The 15957-nt window shown below is 63.4% G+C and carries 13 protein-coding genes; 9 read left to right on the forward strand and 4 right to left on the reverse strand.

Going from position 1 to position 15957, the window contains the following annotated elements:
• The 4 genes from scpA to HUI96_RS29965 form a co-directional block, all read right to left on the reverse strand.
• Positions 1-1865 (reverse strand): methylmalonyl-CoA mutase (gene scpA / locus HUI96_RS25560; RefSeq protein WP_188257537.1); only part of this gene is annotated, 1865 nt, incomplete at its 3' end.
• 1 nt (position 1866) lies between these two features.
• Positions 1867-3870 carry an acetyl-CoA carboxylase biotin carboxylase subunit gene (locus tag HUI96_RS25565; RefSeq protein WP_188257538.1) on the reverse strand — a complete coding sequence of 668 codons (2004 nt, stop codon included), beginning with the start codon at positions 3868-3870 and terminating at the stop codon, positions 1867-1869.
• Between the two features lie 8 nt (positions 3871-3878).
• Positions 3879-5411 (reverse strand): acyl-CoA carboxylase subunit beta, encoded by a 1533-nt coding sequence (locus HUI96_RS25570; protein WP_188257539.1) that lies wholly within the window; start codon positions 5409-5411, stop codon positions 3879-3881.
• Positions 5411-5545 (reverse strand): hypothetical protein, encoded by a 135-nt coding sequence (locus HUI96_RS29965; RefSeq protein ID WP_273033217.1) that lies wholly within the window; start codon positions 5543-5545, stop codon positions 5411-5413. Before HUI96_RS29965 ends, HUI96_RS25570 begins: the two co-directional genes overlap by 1 nt.
• A 130-nt stretch (positions 5546-5675) precedes the next feature.
• On the opposite strand from HUI96_RS29965, the gene HUI96_RS25575 reads away from it, so the two are divergent.
• From HUI96_RS25575 to HUI96_RS25615, 9 genes are all read left to right on the forward strand, one after another.
• On the forward strand, positions 5676-7085 hold the full coding sequence (locus HUI96_RS25575; protein ID WP_188257540.1) for a helix-turn-helix domain-containing protein: 1410 nt from the start codon (positions 5676-5678) through the stop codon (positions 7083-7085).
• A 297-nt stretch (positions 7086-7382) separates the two neighbouring features.
• Positions 7383-8531 (forward strand): C4-dicarboxylate TRAP transporter substrate-binding protein, encoded by a 1149-nt coding sequence (locus tag HUI96_RS25580; protein WP_188257541.1) that lies wholly within the window; start codon positions 7383-7385, stop codon positions 8529-8531.
• Between the two features lie 125 nt (positions 8532-8656).
• Complete coding sequence (locus tag HUI96_RS25585) at positions 8657-9205, forward strand: TRAP transporter small permease (protein WP_188257542.1); 549 nt, start codon at positions 8657-8659, stop codon at positions 9203-9205.
• Entirely contained in the window at positions 9205-10515 is a 1311-nt protein-coding gene (locus HUI96_RS25590; RefSeq protein ID WP_188257543.1) for a TRAP transporter large permease, read from the forward strand. Before HUI96_RS25585 ends, HUI96_RS25590 begins: the two co-directional genes overlap by 1 nt.
• Before the next feature lie 68 nt (positions 10516-10583).
• Positions 10584-11789 (forward strand): acyl-CoA dehydrogenase family protein, encoded by a 1206-nt coding sequence (locus tag HUI96_RS25595; protein ID WP_188257544.1) that lies wholly within the window; start codon positions 10584-10586, stop codon positions 11787-11789.
• A 42-nt stretch (positions 11790-11831) separates the two neighbouring features.
• The gene (locus HUI96_RS25600) at positions 11832-12287 is read left to right on the forward strand and encodes a MaoC family dehydratase (protein WP_188257545.1); all 456 of its coding nucleotides are present in this window, start codon (positions 11832-11834) and stop codon (positions 12285-12287) included.
• A 54-nt stretch (positions 12288-12341) separates the two neighbouring features.
• Complete coding sequence (locus tag HUI96_RS25605) at positions 12342-13940, forward strand: long-chain-fatty-acid--CoA ligase (RefSeq protein ID WP_188257546.1); 1599 nt, start codon at positions 12342-12344, stop codon at positions 13938-13940.
• Between the two features lie 2 nt (positions 13941-13942).
• The gene (locus HUI96_RS25610; protein WP_188257547.1) at positions 13943-15058 is read left to right on the forward strand and encodes an acyl-CoA dehydrogenase family protein; all 1116 of its coding nucleotides are present in this window, start codon (positions 13943-13945) and stop codon (positions 15056-15058) included.
• The gene (locus HUI96_RS25615; protein WP_188257548.1) at positions 15055-15954 is read left to right on the forward strand and encodes an enoyl-CoA hydratase-related protein; all 900 of its coding nucleotides are present in this window, start codon (positions 15055-15057) and stop codon (positions 15952-15954) included. The genes HUI96_RS25610 and HUI96_RS25615 overlap by 4 nt, the downstream gene beginning before the upstream one ends.
• Positions 15955-15957: the final 3 nt, after the last annotated feature.

Here is a 15957-nt window from a genome sequence, read left to right on the forward strand (position 1 = left end):
TCCGGCGTCTGGAAGAGCGGCCCGGCGATCACCTCGAAGCCGATGTCGCCGAAGGCCGAGGCGATGACCTTGGCGCCGCGGTCGTGACCGTCCTGGCCAAGCTTAGCGACCAGAAGTCGCGGCGTATCGCCCGATGCGGCGGAAAACTCCTTTAGCCGTGAGACCAGCGTCTCGTATTCCGGCTCGCCCGCATAGGCCCGACCGTACACATCGCGCACCACCTTCGGCACGGCAGCATGATCGCTGAATGCCTTGCGCATGACATCCGATATCTCGCCCAGCGTAGCACGTGCGCGCGCGGCTTCCACCGCAGCCTCCAGCAGGTTGCCCTTGCCGCTTGCCGCCACATCGCCCAGTGCGGCCAGCGCGGCGTCCACGCGCTTCGGATCGCGCAGACGCTTCGTGGCCTCGATGCGCCTGATCTGCGACAGACGCACCGCCTTGTTGTCGATGTCGAGAATGTCGATTTGCTGCTCGTCTTCGAGCCGGTATTTGTTGACGCCAACTATGACATCATCGCCCCGGTCGATCGCAGCCTGCCGCTGCGTCGCCGCTTCCTCGATGAGGCGCTTGGGCAGACCATCGTTGACCGCCTTGGTCATGCCGCCCATCTTCTCGATCTCCTCGATCAGCTTCCAGGCGGCATCGGCGAGGTCGTTGGTCAGGCTCTCGACGTAGTAGGAGCCGGCGAGCGGATCGACGACCTTGGTGACGCCGGTCTCTTGCTGGAGGATGAGTTGGGTGTTGCGCGCGATGCGGGCAGAGAACTCGGTCGGCAGCGCGATCGCCTCGTCGAAGGAGTTCGTATGCAATGACTGCGTGCCGCCAAGCACGGCCGCGAGCGCCTCATAGGCGGTGCGCACGATGTTGTTATAGGGATCCTGCTCCTGCAAGGACACGCCGGAGGTCTGGCAGTGCGTGCGCAGCATCAGCGAGGAGGCCTTCTTGGGCTCGAACTCCTCCATGATGCGTGTCCACAAGAGGCGCGCCGCGCGCAGCTTCGCCGCCTCCATGAAGAAGTTCATGCCGATGCAGAAGAAGAAGGAGAGCCTGCCGGCGAAGTCATCGACATTCAGCCCCTTCTTAAGCGCCGCACGGACATATTCGCGCCCGTCGGCCAGCGTGAAGGCGAGTTCCTGCACCAGCGTCGCGCCCGCTTCCTGCATGTGATAGCCGGAGATGGAAATCGAATTGAACTTCGGCATCTCCTTGGCGGTGAATTCGATGATGTCTGCGACGATCCGCATCGAGGGCTCGGGCGGGTAGATGTAGGTGTTGCGGACCATAAACTCCTTGAGGATGTCATTCTGGATGGTACCGGAAAGCTGGCCGCGCGGCACGCCCTGCTCTTCGCCGGCGACGATGAAACTCGCCAGTATGGGGATCACCGCGCCGTTCATGGTCATCGACACCGACACTGTGTCCAGTGGGATGCCGTCGAACAGGATCTTCATGTCTTCCACGGAATCGATCGCCACACCGGCCTTGCCGACATCGCCTTCGACGCGGGGATGGTCGCTGTCGTAGCCTCGGTGGGTGGCGAGGTCGAAGGCGACCGACACGCCCTGCTGGCCGGCGGCGAGCGCCTTTCGATAGAAGGCGTTCGATTCCTCCGCCGTCGAGAAGCCCGCATATTGCCGAATCGTCCAGGGCCGGCCGGCATACATCGTAGCGCGCGGTCCGCGCAGGAACGGCTTCTCGCCCGGCAGGCTGTCCAGATGGCTGGCGCCTTCGAGATCCCGAGCGGTGTAGAGCGGTTTGACGTTGATGCCTTCCGGCGTCTTCCAGACGAGGGTATCGGGCGACGCCTTCAGTTCGTGTTCGGCTAGTTTACGCCAGGAATCGAGCGATGGGTTTGCAGCCATGCTAGTCGAACTCCATGATCAACTCGTCCACCGCCAGGCTGGCTCCCGCGCGGGCCGCGATGCGCCGCACCGTGGCGCGGCGCTCGGCGCGAAGCACATTCTCCATCTTCATCGCCTCGACCACGGCCAGCGCCTGTCCGGCCTCGACCTGGTCGCCTTCCCTTACCGACACCGCGGTGATGACACCGGGCATCGGGCAGAGCAGCGTCTTGGAGGTATCCGGCGGCGCTTTGCGCGGCATCAGTCTTGCCAACTCGGCCACGCGCGGCGACCGTACGCGGGCGACGATATCCATACCGCGCCAGCGCAGGCGCCACCCTTGGCCGATGGGATTGACCTTGATGCCCATGGCCTCGCCATCCACCACGAAGGCAGCATGGGTATGGCCCGGGCGCCATTCGCCCACGACCTGCGCCACCATCCCGTCGTCGAAGCTGATCAGGAAGCCGGCATCGATCATCTCGCTGCGAAGCGGGAAGGTGAAATCGTCGAGCGTGACCACCCAGTCGCTCCCGACCGGCCGCCGATGGTCGGCAAGTGTGCCGGAAATCCGCACCGCGCGCCGTTCAACGACGAGATTGATCGCGGCGGCAATCGCCGCAAGCCGGCGAGCCGCGCCCTCGTCGGGTTGAACGCCGGCAAAGCCGCCGGGAAATTCTTCGGCGATGAAGGCGGTGGTCAGTCGGCCGTCGCGGAAGCGCGCATTGCCCATGACGGCCGACAGGAACGGCAGATTGTGGCCTATCCCTTCGACCTCGAAATCGTCGAGCGCGCCTGCCATGGCCTCGATCGCGCGCTGCCGATCCGGCGCCCAGGTGCAGAGCTTGGCGATCATCGGATCGTAGTACATCGAGATTTCGCCGCCCTCGAAGACGCCACTGTCGTTGCGCACTACGGTGCCGTCGTCGCGCCTGCCTTCGACCGGCGGGCTATAGCGCGTGAGCCGGCCGATCGATGGCAGGAAGTTGCGATACGGGTCCTCGGCATAGAGGCGGCTTTCGATGGCCCAGCCGTTCAGTTTCACATCGTCCTGGGTGATGCGCAGTTTCTCGCCGGCCGCGACGCGGATCATCTCCTCCACCAGGTCGATGCCGGTGATGAGTTCCGTCACCGGGTGCTCGACCTGGAGCCGGGTGTTCATTTCGAGGAAGTAGAAGTTGCGGTCGCCATCGACGATAAATTCGACCGTGCCGGCGGAGAAATAGCCGACGGCCTTCGCTAAGGCCACGGCCTGCTCGCCCATCGCCTTTCGCGTGGCGGCGTCGAGGAATGGCGACGGCGCCTCCTCAACGACCTTCTGGTTGCGGCGCTGGATCGAGCATTCACGCTCGCCGAGATAGATCAGGTTGCCGTGCCGGTCGCCCAGCACCTGGATCTCGATGTGGCGCGGCTGGCTGACGAATTTTTCGATGAAGATGCGGTCGTCGCCGAAGGACGATTTCGCCTCGTTCTTCGAGGATTGGAAGCCTTCGCGGGCTTCGGCGTCGTTCCAGGCGATGCGCATGCCCTTACCGCCACCGCCGGCCGAGGCCTTGATCATCACCGGATAGCCGATGCCGCAGGCGATGCGGACCGCCTCCTCGGGATTCTCGATCAGGCCCATGTGGCCGGGCACGGTGCTGACGCCGGCGGATGCCGCGATCTTCTTGGAGGTGATCTTGTCGCCCATGGCCTCGATGGCAACGGGCGGCGGGCCGATGAAGGCGACGCCGGCCGCCCGAAGCGCCTCGGCGAAATTCGCGTTCTCCGACAGGAAGCCGTAGCCCGGATGGACCGCATCCGCGCCGGTCGCCTTCACGGCATCGAGGATCTTGCCGATGACGATGTAGGACTGGCTTGACGGCGCCGGGCCGATATGGACCGCCTCGTCCGCCATCTTCACATGCAGAGCGTCGCGATCGGCGTCGGAATAGACCGCGACGGTGGCGATGCCGAGTTTCCGGGCGGTCCTGATGACGCGGCAGGCGATCTCGCCGCGATTGGCAATGAGGATTTTCCTGAACATGGCGCCTTTCACAGGGGTATCGTGTCGTGCTTCTTCCACGGCGCATCGAGCTTCTTGCCGCGAAGGGCCGCGAATGCGCGGGCGATGCGGCGCCGCGACGAATGCGGCATGATGACCTCGTCGATGAAGCCGCGCTCGGCTGCCACGAAGGGATTGGCGAAGCGCTCCTCATACTCCTTCGTCCGCTGCGCGATCTTCGCCGGATCGTCGAGTTCGGAGCGGTAGAGGATCTCGGTCGCGCCCTTGGCCCCCATCACCGCAATCTCGGCGGTCGGCCATGCGTAGTTGATGTCCGCGCCGATGTGTTTCGACGCCATCACGTCATAGGCCCCGCCATAGGCTTTTCGCGTGATCAGCGTGACCATCGGCACGGTGGCCTGCGAATAGGCGAACAGCAGCTTGGCGCCGTGCTTGATGACGCCGCCATATTCCTGGGCGGTTCCCGGCAGGAAGCCCGGCACGTCGACCAGCGTCAGGATCGGGATGGAGAAGGCGTCGCAGAAGCGCACGAAACGCGCGGCCTTGCGCGAGGAATCGATGTCGAGGCAGCCAGCGAGCACCATTGGCTGGTTCGCCGCGACGCCGATCGTCTGGCCTTCCATACGCAGGAAGCCCGTGATGATGTTCCTGGCGAAAGCTTCCTGGATCTCGAAGAAATCGCCTTCGTCGGCGATCGCGTGGATCAACTCCTTCATGTCGTAGGGCTTGTTGGCGCTGTCGGGAACCAGCGTGTCGAGCCGCATTTCCACGCGAGCGGGATCGTCGAAGAAGGGGCGCACCGGCGGCTTCTCGCGATTGTTGAGCGGCAGGAAATCGAACAGCCGGCGCACCTGCTCCAGTGTTTCGATGTCGTTCTCGTAGGCGCCGTCCGCGACCGAAGACTTTTGCGTATGCGTGCGTGCGCCTCCCAATTCCTCCGCGGTTATCACCTCGTTGGTGACGGTCTTCACCACGTCCGGGCCGGTCACGAACATGTAGGAACTGTCACGCACCATGAAGATGAAGTCGGTCATGGCCGGCGAATAGACAGCTCCGCCCGCGCACGGCCCCATGATGACCGAAATCTGCGGCACCACGCCCGAGGCATCGACATTGCGCTTGAAGACATCGGCATAGCCGGCAAGCGATGCCACGCCCTCCTGAATGCGCGCTCCGCCGGAATCGTTGAGGCCGATCACTGGCGCTCCGTTCTTGAGCGCCATGTCCATGATCTTGCAGATTTTCTGCGCATGGGTCTCCGACAGCGAGCCGCCGAGCACGGTGAAATCCTGGGAAAAGACGTAGACCAAGCGGCCGTTGATCGTGCCCCAGCCGGTCACCACGCCATCGCCAGCCACCTTCTGGCCGGCCATGCCGAACTCGGTCGCCCGATGGGTGACGTACATGTCGAACTCCTCGAACGACCCTTCGTCGAGTAGCACGTCGAGGCGCTCGCGCGCGGTGAGCTTGCCCTTGGCGTGCTGAGCGTCGATGCGCTTCTGCCCGCCGCCGAGCCGGGCTTCCGCCCGGCGCGCTTCAAGCTGTTCGAGGACGGCGCGCATCAGCGGGCGGCCTTCGCTTCCAACGCCTTCCAGGCCATCGGGAAGACAAGTGCGGCCGACCCCGCCTTCACGACATTGACGAAGATGAACGGAGCGTCCGCGCGCCTTTCGGCAATCGCATTGAAAAGGGGCATCGTTTTCTCCAGGTCGATTGCGGATGGACGGCAACCGACAGCTAGCCCGGCGCAGGGAGTGGAGAAAATGGTTGAAGGGGTGAAAAGGCGTAATGTACAAAGTAGCTAATTGCGAATTGCGAATTTGCGAATGGCGCCACCCAAGCTCTATGTCGGCCGAAAGATCCGGGAACTGCGCGAGGCCAACAACGCCACGCAGAGCGCGTTCGCCGAACGCATCGGCATCTCCACCAGCTATCTCAACCAGATCGAGAACAATCAGCGACCGGTCTCGGCCGCGGTGCTGCTGGCGCTAGCGGAAAAGTTCCAGATCGACATCGCCGAGATCTCGAAGGGCGACGGCGACAGGCTGCTGTCAGCACTGTCGGAAACGCTGAGCGACCCTCTGTTCGAGAGCTATACTCCCAATCTGCAGGAGCTGAAGCTGGTAACGCAGAATGCGCCGGGGCTCGCACGGGCGCTGATCTCCTGCCATCAGGCCTACCGTCGCAACAGCGAGCAGCTTGCCAGCCTCGACGACACGATCGGCCGCGCCGCCGTGGCGGAGCCGACACCCTATGAGGAGGTGCGCGACTTCTTCCACTTCGTCGATAACTACATCCACGAACTGGATGTCGCGGCGGAGCGGCTGTCTGGCGAACTCGGCATCGGCGAAGCCGAGGCGGGCGCCGCCCTCGCCAACCATCTCGAGAGCCGTCACGGCGTGCGGGTAGCGCGCGCGGGGGCCGACGAGGATATCATCCGCCGCTTCGATGCCAGGTCGAAACTGCTCTTCCTCAACCCCTATTCGCCCGCCGCCACGCGCAACTTCCAGACCGCCTTCCAGATCGCCGAACTGGAAATGGGCGAGCAGGCGGCGGCGCTGGCGCGAAAAGCCGAGTTCCGCTCGACGGAAGCGTTCGAGATCTGCAAGATCGGGCTCTACAACTATTTCGCCGGCGCGCTGGTGCTGCCCTACCAGTTGTTTCTCGCCGCGGCTCAGGGTCTGCGTCACGACATCGAGCTTTTGGCAACACGCTTCGGCGCCAGCCTGGAACAGGTAGCCCACCGCCTCTCGACGTTGCAGCGGCCGGGACTGAAGGGCGTGCCGGTGTTCTTCGCGCGCATCGACAGGGCGGGCAACATCACCAAGCGTCATAGCGCAGCGAAGCTGCAATTCGCCCGTTTCGGCGGAGCATGCCCGCTGTGGAACGTGCACCAGGCATTCGAGATGCCCGGGCGCTTCATCCGCCAACTCGCGGAAACGCCGGATGGTGTCCGGTATCTCTCAATCGCCACTGAAGTCACCAAGAAAGGTGGCGGTTACCATGCGCCGCACCGCCGTTATGCGATCACGATCGGTTGCGAAATTTCCTATGCTAAGGACTTTGTCTATGCTGACGCACTAGACCTGACCAACCGCGCCGCATTTGAGCCGATTGGAATTTCCTGCCGTATTTGCGAGCGCACAAACTGCCCGCAGCGTGCTGTCCCGCCGCTCAAACGGCGGCTTAGCGTGGATCACAATCTTAGAGCCTCGCTTCCCTATTCGATGATTTAGTGCCGCGACATCAAACGCGAAGCGCTCGTTTGCACTAGGGGGCCATTTCCGAACGCACTGGAGCGATCTGCGCTCGTTTGCTTGTTCCTTCTTTCCCCCAGGCGGCCGGAGAGATCGGCCTTGCTGGAGATTCGGGCACGTCTCGACGGCGCGGGGCACGTCTGAAAACCAGCCTCGAGGTGGTCCCCCGACGAAGGGACATTGGCCGCCAACCCTGCCAGTTCAGATTTTTCCGCGAAGTGCTACTCGAAAAATGAAGCGAGCGACGGCTTGCCTGGCGCTTCCTGGGAGGAACACATGGCTTCGACAAATCTACTCGGACGCATAACCACGACCGTTCTTCTTGGACTTGCGCTTGGCGCGGGCCAGGCTGCGGCGAAGGATCTGCGCTACGCCACAGGCTTTGCGCCCAACTCGACCGGCGCCAAGGCGCAGGAGGCCTCGGCCGCCTACGGTAAGGAGATCTCGAAGGGCGATCTCAACATCCGTGTCTACCCGCAGTCGCTGCTCAGCTTCACCGAGATGTCCGGCGGCGTGCGGGACAACATCGCCGAGATGGGCATGGTACTCTTCCCATACTTCCCGGCGGAATTCCCGAACTCGACCATGGTGTCGGAGATGACCATGCTGTTCTCCCGGCACGATACGGGGGATCGTGGCGGCCTCGCATGGACCGGCGCGCTGATCGAATACATCACCCTGAACTGCCCCGCCTGCACCGACGAGATGGCGGCGCAGAACCAGGTGTTCACGTCCAGCTCGTCGACTGAATACACAATGATGTGCATGAAGAAGATCGAGACGGCGGCCGACATGCAGGGCGTTCGAATCCGGGCGCCGGGCGCGCATTGGACCCGCTGGGCAAATTCGGTTGGCGCGACCTCGGTGTCGGTGCCGCAGAACGAGATCTTCGAAGGGCTGAGCCAAGGCATTCTGGACTGTTCGCTTTCGGGCACCGCGGAACTGGTGGATCTCAGCCTCGTCGACGCGGTGAAGTACATCATTCACGACGTGCCGGGCGGCGGCTTCGGCGGCACCGGCCTGATGAACGTCAATCTCGACGTCTGGGCCAGCCTGACGCCAGAACAGCGTACCGAACTTCTGCGCATTGGCGCGCATGGCTCCGCCTACGGTTCCTGGAACTACCGCACGAACAATCTGGCTGCCCTGGAAGCCGCTCAAAAGAAGGGCATCGAGATTGTCACTCCTTCGGAAGATTTCCTCAAGGCGACGCGCGAGTTCACGAACGCCGACCTGAAATTGATCGCCAAGACCTATGCCGAGAAATACGGCCTCAAGGACACCGACCAGGCGGTTCAGAAGATGTCCGAGCTGTTCGAGAAATGGGTCGGCCTCGTCGCCAACGTCGAGAGCGCGGAGGCCTATCAGGAATTGCTCTGGAACGAGGCGTACTCGAAGATCAACGTCGAGACCTACGGAATGTAGGCCGTCCTTCCCAGGATCGAGGGCGCGGTTGGCCCGTCCCGATCCTACCCAGAAAATCTTCGGGCAGGCAGGCTGCATGGTGCGGCTACGCCGGTCCCTCGTCGCAGCGAAGTGCGGAGGAGCGCATGTTCGGTCTCGGCAGGCTCATCTCGAGATTGATCGATCTATTCACCAACCTCGGTGGGATATTCATCATAGTCATGATGATCCACATCACGGTGGACGTCATACTCCGCTATTTCTTCCATTCCGCTGTGGAAGGGACGATCGAGATTGTCTCCAACTACTACATGATAATCATTGGTTTCCTGTCGCTCTGCTTCACCGAGGAGAAGAACAGGAACATCTCCGTCGAACTCGTGACGGACATGATGCCGAAGTGGCTGCAGCGCCATCTCGAGGGCTTCTCCTACCTGTTCGCACTGGTGATCTTCGGCCTTCTCGCCGTGCGCACCTTCATCGAAGCGGGCAAGAAGCAGGCCGTCGGTGCATTCGTGACGCAAGGCACCTCCGACATCGTCATCTGGCCGGCCTACTACGTCATTCCATTTGGCTGCGTCCTCGTCCTCATCGTGGTCGCCTACAAGTTCGCCTGCTACGTCACGGGGTCGGAATCCGGGCTGAACGAGAAGCTGGAAGACGCTGATCCTGCCGCCGAATACGGGATTCCCTAATGACCGAAATTCAGATCGGCTTTGCCGGCCTAGCGATCCTGTTGCTGCTGCTGGCGATCCGCATTCCCATCGGATTGGCACTGATCGGCGTCTCGTACTGCGGAATCTGGGCGCTCGTCGGCTGGAACGTCGCGTGGGGCGCGATCGGCATCATTCCCTACCAGTTCTCAGCCAACTGGGTGCTGAGTTCGGTTCCCATGTTCCTGCTGCTCGGCTTCGTGAGCTATCACGCCCAACTCACGAAAGGTCTGTTCGACGCCGCAAAGGTCTGGCTCTCCGGCCTCCCCGGCGGGCTGGCCATCTCCGCCGTACTCGGCTCGTCCGCCTTCGCGGCGGTTTGCGGGTCGTCCGTGGCGTGCTCGGCGGCCATGGGGCGCATCGCCGTGCCGGAAATGATGCGGGCGCGTTACCATCCCGAACTCGCCACCGGAACGGTCGCCGTCGCCGGAACGATCGGCGCGCTCATTCCGCCATCGATCCTGATGATCCTCTACGGCGTCATCGCGCGTCAGCCGGTTCCCCAGCTTTTCCTCGGCGGCTTCGCGATCGGCATCCTGTCGGCGATCGCTTACATCGTCGTCGTCTTGGTTCGGGTGAAGCTCAATCCGGCTCTCGCCCCGCGCGTCGTCCAGCATGTCCCGTTCTCGGAGAAGATGGCCGCGCTGGCGGATACCTGGCCGATCCTTCTCGTGATGATCGGTATTTTCGCCGGATTGTTTGGCGGGGTCTTCACGGCGACGGAGGCCGGCGCCGTCGGGGCGTTCCTCGCCTGCGTCGTCGGCGTCGCCAAGCGCGCCCTGACCTGGCGCCGGTTCAAGGCAGCGGCGATCGAATGCCTCCTGACCACGAGCGCGCTGATCATCATCGGCGTCGGCGCCAGCCTGTTCACGCGGTTCCTCGCCATCTCCGGCGTCGGCAGCATCATCTCCGACGCCGTGCTCGGCGTGAGCGACAACGAGATGGTCATCATCATGATGATCGTCGCCGTCTATCTTGTCCTTGGCTGCTTCCTCGAGCCGATCGGCGCGATGCTGCTGACGCTGCCCATAGTCCTGCCGATCGTCTCGGAAGGCGGCCACAGCCTGATCTGGTTCGGCGTTCTGCTGACCAAGCTGCTCGAGATCGGCATGATCACCCCGCCGATCGGCATGAACGTCTTCGTGATCAAGGGCGTAGTCGGAAATCTCGTCTCGCTGACGGCCATATTCAGAGGGGTGATGTGGTTCCTCGCCATGGATCTCTTCCTCGTCGTGATCATGGTCCTGTTCCCACAACTCACCCTCGCGGTCCCGCAGTACTTCCTCAACTGAGGCTTCCTCGACCGATCTGGCGCGTCGTTCCGGCAGGACACTCGCGGGCGTTGCCATGGAGAGAACAGATGGATGGACGCCCCTCCGAACGGGATCTGGCCTTTCAGGCCGAGGTCCGGTCGTTCCTCGCGGAAAAGTTGACGCCCGAGATTCGCGCCTGGGCCGCGCGCCAGACAGGTGTGGCCGCGGAGCGCAAGCTGGGCGCCTGGTGGCACAGGACGCTGTTCGAGCGGGGCTGGATCGCTCCGGCCTGGCCCGTAGAGCATGGCGGCACGGGGTGGGACGCCATGCAAAGGCACATATTCGAGGAGGAGTGCGCCAGCGCAAATGCGCCGCAGCTCTTCCTGGCTGGGCTGCAACTATGCGGCCCGGTGATCATGAAATTTGGTACGCCGCAGCAGAAGGCGTTCTTTCTGCCTAGGATACGTTCCGGAGAACACTACTGGTGCCAGGGCTTCTCCGAGCCTGGTTCGGGGTCCGATCTCTCGTCGTTGACGACGCGCGCCGTACGCGATGGCGACGACTACGTCGTCACCGGTTCGAAGATCTGGACGACGCACGCGCATAACGCGAACTGGATCTTCATGCTGGTTCGCACCTCGACCGAGGGCCGCCAACAGGTAGGCATCAGTTTCCTGCTCTCGCCCATGGACGCACCGGGCATCGAGGTCCGCCCGATCATCTCCATGTCCGGCGAGCACGAGGTCAATCAGGTCTTCTTCGACGATCTGCGTGTGCCCGTCGCCAACCGGGTCGGCGATGAGAACCAGGGCTGGGCCATCGCCAAGTACCTGCTCGAGTTCGAACGTGGCGGGAGCTATGCGGCCGTCGCGCGCGCACTTCTGCGCGAAGCGCTCGTCGCTGCACAGACGCCGGACCCAATCGACGGCACGCGGCTATGGGACGATCCGGCGTTCCGTCGCCGCTACGCCGAACTGGACATCGAGATCACCGCCCAGAGCTGGACCGAGAAGCGGGTGATATCCAGCCTGGCGGCCGGCGACAGTGTCGGTGACATGATGGCTTCCATTCTCAAGGTTCGCGGCTCGGAGGTGCAGCAGGCGGCCGGCGAACTGGCCATGCGCGCTCTTGGCGAACTCGCCATACCAGACCAGCGCCGCGCCCTTTGTCCCGGCAGCCATGCGCCGCCGATCGGCCCAGGCTTCGCGCTCCGACCCACGGCGCGCTTCCTCAACGACCGGGCGCGCTCGATCTACGGCGGCTCCAACGAAATCCAGCGCAACATCATTGCAAGGTTCGTCGCCAGCGGCTGAGCCGGCGCTCGGATCGGAGCAATCCAAAGGAAGGGACATTGCATGACACGGGTTTTCGAGAGCCCAAGCGAACTTAAGACAGCGGTCGGCGAGGCGATCGGACCCGGCGAATGGCTCACCGTCACGCAGAAGATGATCGACGACTTCGCCGAGGCGACCGGCGACAAGCAGTGGATTCATGTCGATGTGGAGCGAGCCGAGAAGGAAGCCCCCGGCGGCAAGACGATTGCTCATGGATATCTGACGCTCTCGCTGCTCGGCGTGCTCCAGCCGCCGCTCTACACGGTGAAGGCCTCGCGGATCCTCAACTACGGCATAGACAAGCTGCGTTTCCTGAACGCCGTTCCCGTGGGATCGCGCGTTCGATTGATCACCTCGATCAAGTCCGTCGAGGAAGCTTCTGGCGGCCTGCGGGCAACGGCTGAACTCACCATCGAGATCGAGGGTGAGAAGCGTCCCGCGCTCGTGGCGGACATCATCTTTCTCTACTTCGCGTGAGCCCGCAGCGGCGCGTTGCCGCCATGGATCATGCCTGGCTTCCTGGAGGACAGAATGAGCATTGTGGACGACAGTCCGGAGGAAGAGGCGGCGCGGGCCGGGATCGCCAGCGTGGCCGACATCGTTCGCTGCCACGCGGGGCGCCGCCCGGCAAAAACCGCCCTGTACTACGAGGATCAGATTCTCAGCTTTGCGGATTGGGACGAGCGCAGCAGCCGTGTCGCCAACGGCCTGATCGCCGCGGGATGCAAGCCCCGAACCCGCGTCGCCTATCTCGGCAAGAACGATTCGCGTTACTTCGAGGTGCTGATGGGCTGCGCCAAGTCTAGCATCGTGCTGACCGCAATCAGTTGGCGTCTGGCCCTCCCGGAAATCCAGTACCTGCTCGAAAACTTCGATACCGAGTTCCTTTTCATCGACAGGGATTTTGCGGAGAAGCTCGAGGAGATCAAGGCAGCGCGGCCAGACTTTCGCGGGATCGTGGTGATGGGCGGCAATGTCCAGGGCGCGGAGAGTTTCGACGCGTGGCGCGACCGGCAGTCAACCGTCGACCCGAAGCTTCCCGCATCGCCCGACGATGTCGTGTTGCAACTCCACACATCCGGCACAACCGGACGCCCCAAGGGCGCGATGCTCACCAACGCCAACGTGCTGAATTCGGTGCGGCACACCGAAAGCGGCGAACTGGGCGAATGGAGCACAAGAGATATCGTGCTGACGCCGCTGCCGCTCTTTCACAGTGGCGGTACCTGCTGGGCGATGTATGCGCCATACGTTGGCGCCGCGAACTACATCACCCGAGAGGCGGGAAGTCCCTTCATTCTCAAGGCGCTGGCTTCCGCGTCCATCACCAAGGCGGGCTTCGTTCCCGCCGTCATCCAGCAGGTCATCAACGATCCCGCCTTCGATCGCAGCCATACCAAGTCCCTCCAGATCGTCGGCTATGGCGGCTCGCCAATCACGGTCGACCTGTTGCGACGGGCGGTCAAGGAACTCGGATGCGGCTTCGTCCAGATGTTCGGCATGACCGAGACGACGACCATGGGGACGACGCTGCTTCCACAAGATCATGATCTCGATCGTCCGGAACTTCTGGCGTCCTGCGGCCGACCGCTGCACGACATGGAGATCCGCATCGTCGATCCGCTGGGAAATGACCTGCCGCCCGGGGAGAGCGGGGAGATACTGCTGCGCGGCGGCTCGGTGATGAAGGGCTATTACGGCCGTCCCGAGGCAACCGCCGAAGCGCTGCGCGACGGCTGGTACCATTCGGGCGACGCCGGCTACTTCGATGCCGATGGCTACCTCTACATCCGCGACCGCATCAAGGACATGATCATCTCGGGCGGCGAGAACATCTATCCAGCGGAGGTCGAGCAGGCGATCGCGGATCATCCCGCCGTGCTCGAGGTGGGCGTCGTCGGCGTGCCCTCCGAGAAATGGGGCGAGGAAGTCAAGGCCTTCGTCGCGTTGCGCGCCGGTCAGACCGTCACGCAGGCCGAACTGATAGCCCACTGCCGATCGGGGATCGCCTCGTTCAAATGCCCCAAATCCGTCGAGTTCGTCGACGCGCTGCCGCGCAATCCATCGGGCAAGATTTTGAAACGCGAGCTGCGCGCACCGTTCTGGGGGCAACGAGAGCATACGATCTGACGATGGATCTGTCCTTCACGCCTGAGCAGACGATCCTGCGGGACACCCTCTCCAGCTATCTTGCGCCGCGCCGCCGAGATCTGACCATGGCACCACGGCGTGGCGACGCCTGGCGCGGTTTAGTTGACGATATCGCGCTGCCGTCCACTGCCGTGCCCGCAGAGTTCGACGGGTATGGCGGCGGTCCTGTCGATGTCATGCTGATCATGGAGGAGCTTGGCAGGGCCCTTGCCGCCGTGCCGTTCATGCACACTGTCTTGGCGACGACCGCGCTGGCGGCTTCCCCGGACGAACCGGCCGGGAGTCACCTGCGAGCCATCGCGGCCGGCCGCGCGCTGACGGTCCTTGCCCACTCCGAATACGCCACCCGCTTTCGCCTTGAGAGTGTCGGCGCCAGCGCGACGACCGACGGTTCGATCCACCGCATTTCAGGCAGGAAATCCGTTGTATCCTGCGCGCCGGTAGCCACGCACTATCTGGTGACCGCAAGGACCGCATTCGGTACGCCGTCGCTGTTTCTCGTCGATGCCGCAGCGGCCGGGATAACACGGGAGGACTTCGACGCGATCGACGGCGAGGCCACGTCCAACATTACGTTTGGCGCCGTCGAAGGGCACCTGATCGGACGCGAGGGTGCCGCCGTGAGGCTACTCGAGCCGGCCATCGATGCCGCCATCGTTGCGCTCGGCGCGGAAGCGGTAGGCATCATGCGCGAAATGACACGCCAGACGTCGGCATATCTGCGCGAACGCAAGCAGTTCGGGCAGCCGCTCGTCTCGTTCCAGGCGCTTCAGCATCGTCTGGCGGACATGGCGATCGCGATCGAGCAGTCCGTGTCCATGGTCTACATGGCCACGCTTGCCCTTCAGGACGGCGAAGCTCGCGAACGGGCGGCCGCAGCAGCGGCCATGAAGATCGCCGTCGACCGCCAACTGCGCTTCGTGAGCCAGCAAGCCGTGCAACTCCACGGCGGCATGGGCATCACCGACGAGCTCGCGATCGGGCGCTACTTCAAGCGGGCGCTCGTCATCTCGGCAAGCTTCGGCAGCGGGGATGACCATTTCCGCCGCTACGACGAGCTTGCCGTCAAGGACAGGACAGGAGCCGACGGGCCGTGAGCTTCGAAAACATCCTCTACTCGGTAGACGACAGGATCGCGACGATCGCGCTCAACCGACCCGACAGGCTCAATGCCGTCAGTGAAGCGATGATCGACGAGATCATCGCCGCGCTCGATCGCGCCGACACCGACGACGATGTCAGGGTGGTCGTCGTTCGGGCCAATGGCAGGCTCTTCTGTGCGGGCGCCGATTTGTCGCAAGGGGCGAGCACGTTCGACTACGACAGCCGCGCGGTTGGCGGGTCAGACTCGCCGGTCCGCCCCGACGGCAGCGTAGACTATTCGCATGAGAAGGTCCGTGACGGTGCGGGTCGCCTCACGCTTCGGCTCTATCGCGGCCTCAAACCGGTCATCGGTGCCATCCACGGCGCCGCGGTCGGCGTCGGCATCACCATGACGCTTGCGATGGATGCCCGATTCGCGGCCGCCGATACGCGCTTCGGCATGGTGTTCACGCGGCGGGGCATCGTGCCGGAGGGCGCCTCGACCTGGTTCCTCCAACGCATTGTCGGCTTGGATCGCGCGCTGGACTGGTGCCTCACGGGGCGCATCATTTCTGCAAGCGAAGCGCTGGAGGCTGGCCTCGTGCGTTCCCTGCACACCGCCGACGAGCTTCTTCCGGCCGCTTACGCCTACGCCCGCGAGATTGCGGTCAACACCGCCCCGGTCTCGGTCGCACTCACGCGGCAGATGCTTTGGCAAATGGCGGGAGCACGGCATCCCATGGAGGCTCATCGGCTCGACAGCCGCGGCGTCTATGCGCGCGGCCGTTCGGACGATGCCAGGGAAGGAGTCTCGAGTTTCCTGGAGAAGCGGCCGCCCACCTTTCCAAACCGCGTCTCCCGCGACATGCCGGACTATTTTCCCTGGTGGGATGAACCCGAATATTCCTGAACA

The organism is Pseudaminobacter soli (ex Zhang et al. 2022) (assembly GCF_014595955.1).
Lineage (GTDB): Bacteria > Pseudomonadota > Alphaproteobacteria > Rhizobiales > Rhizobiaceae > Kumtagia > Kumtagia pseudosoli.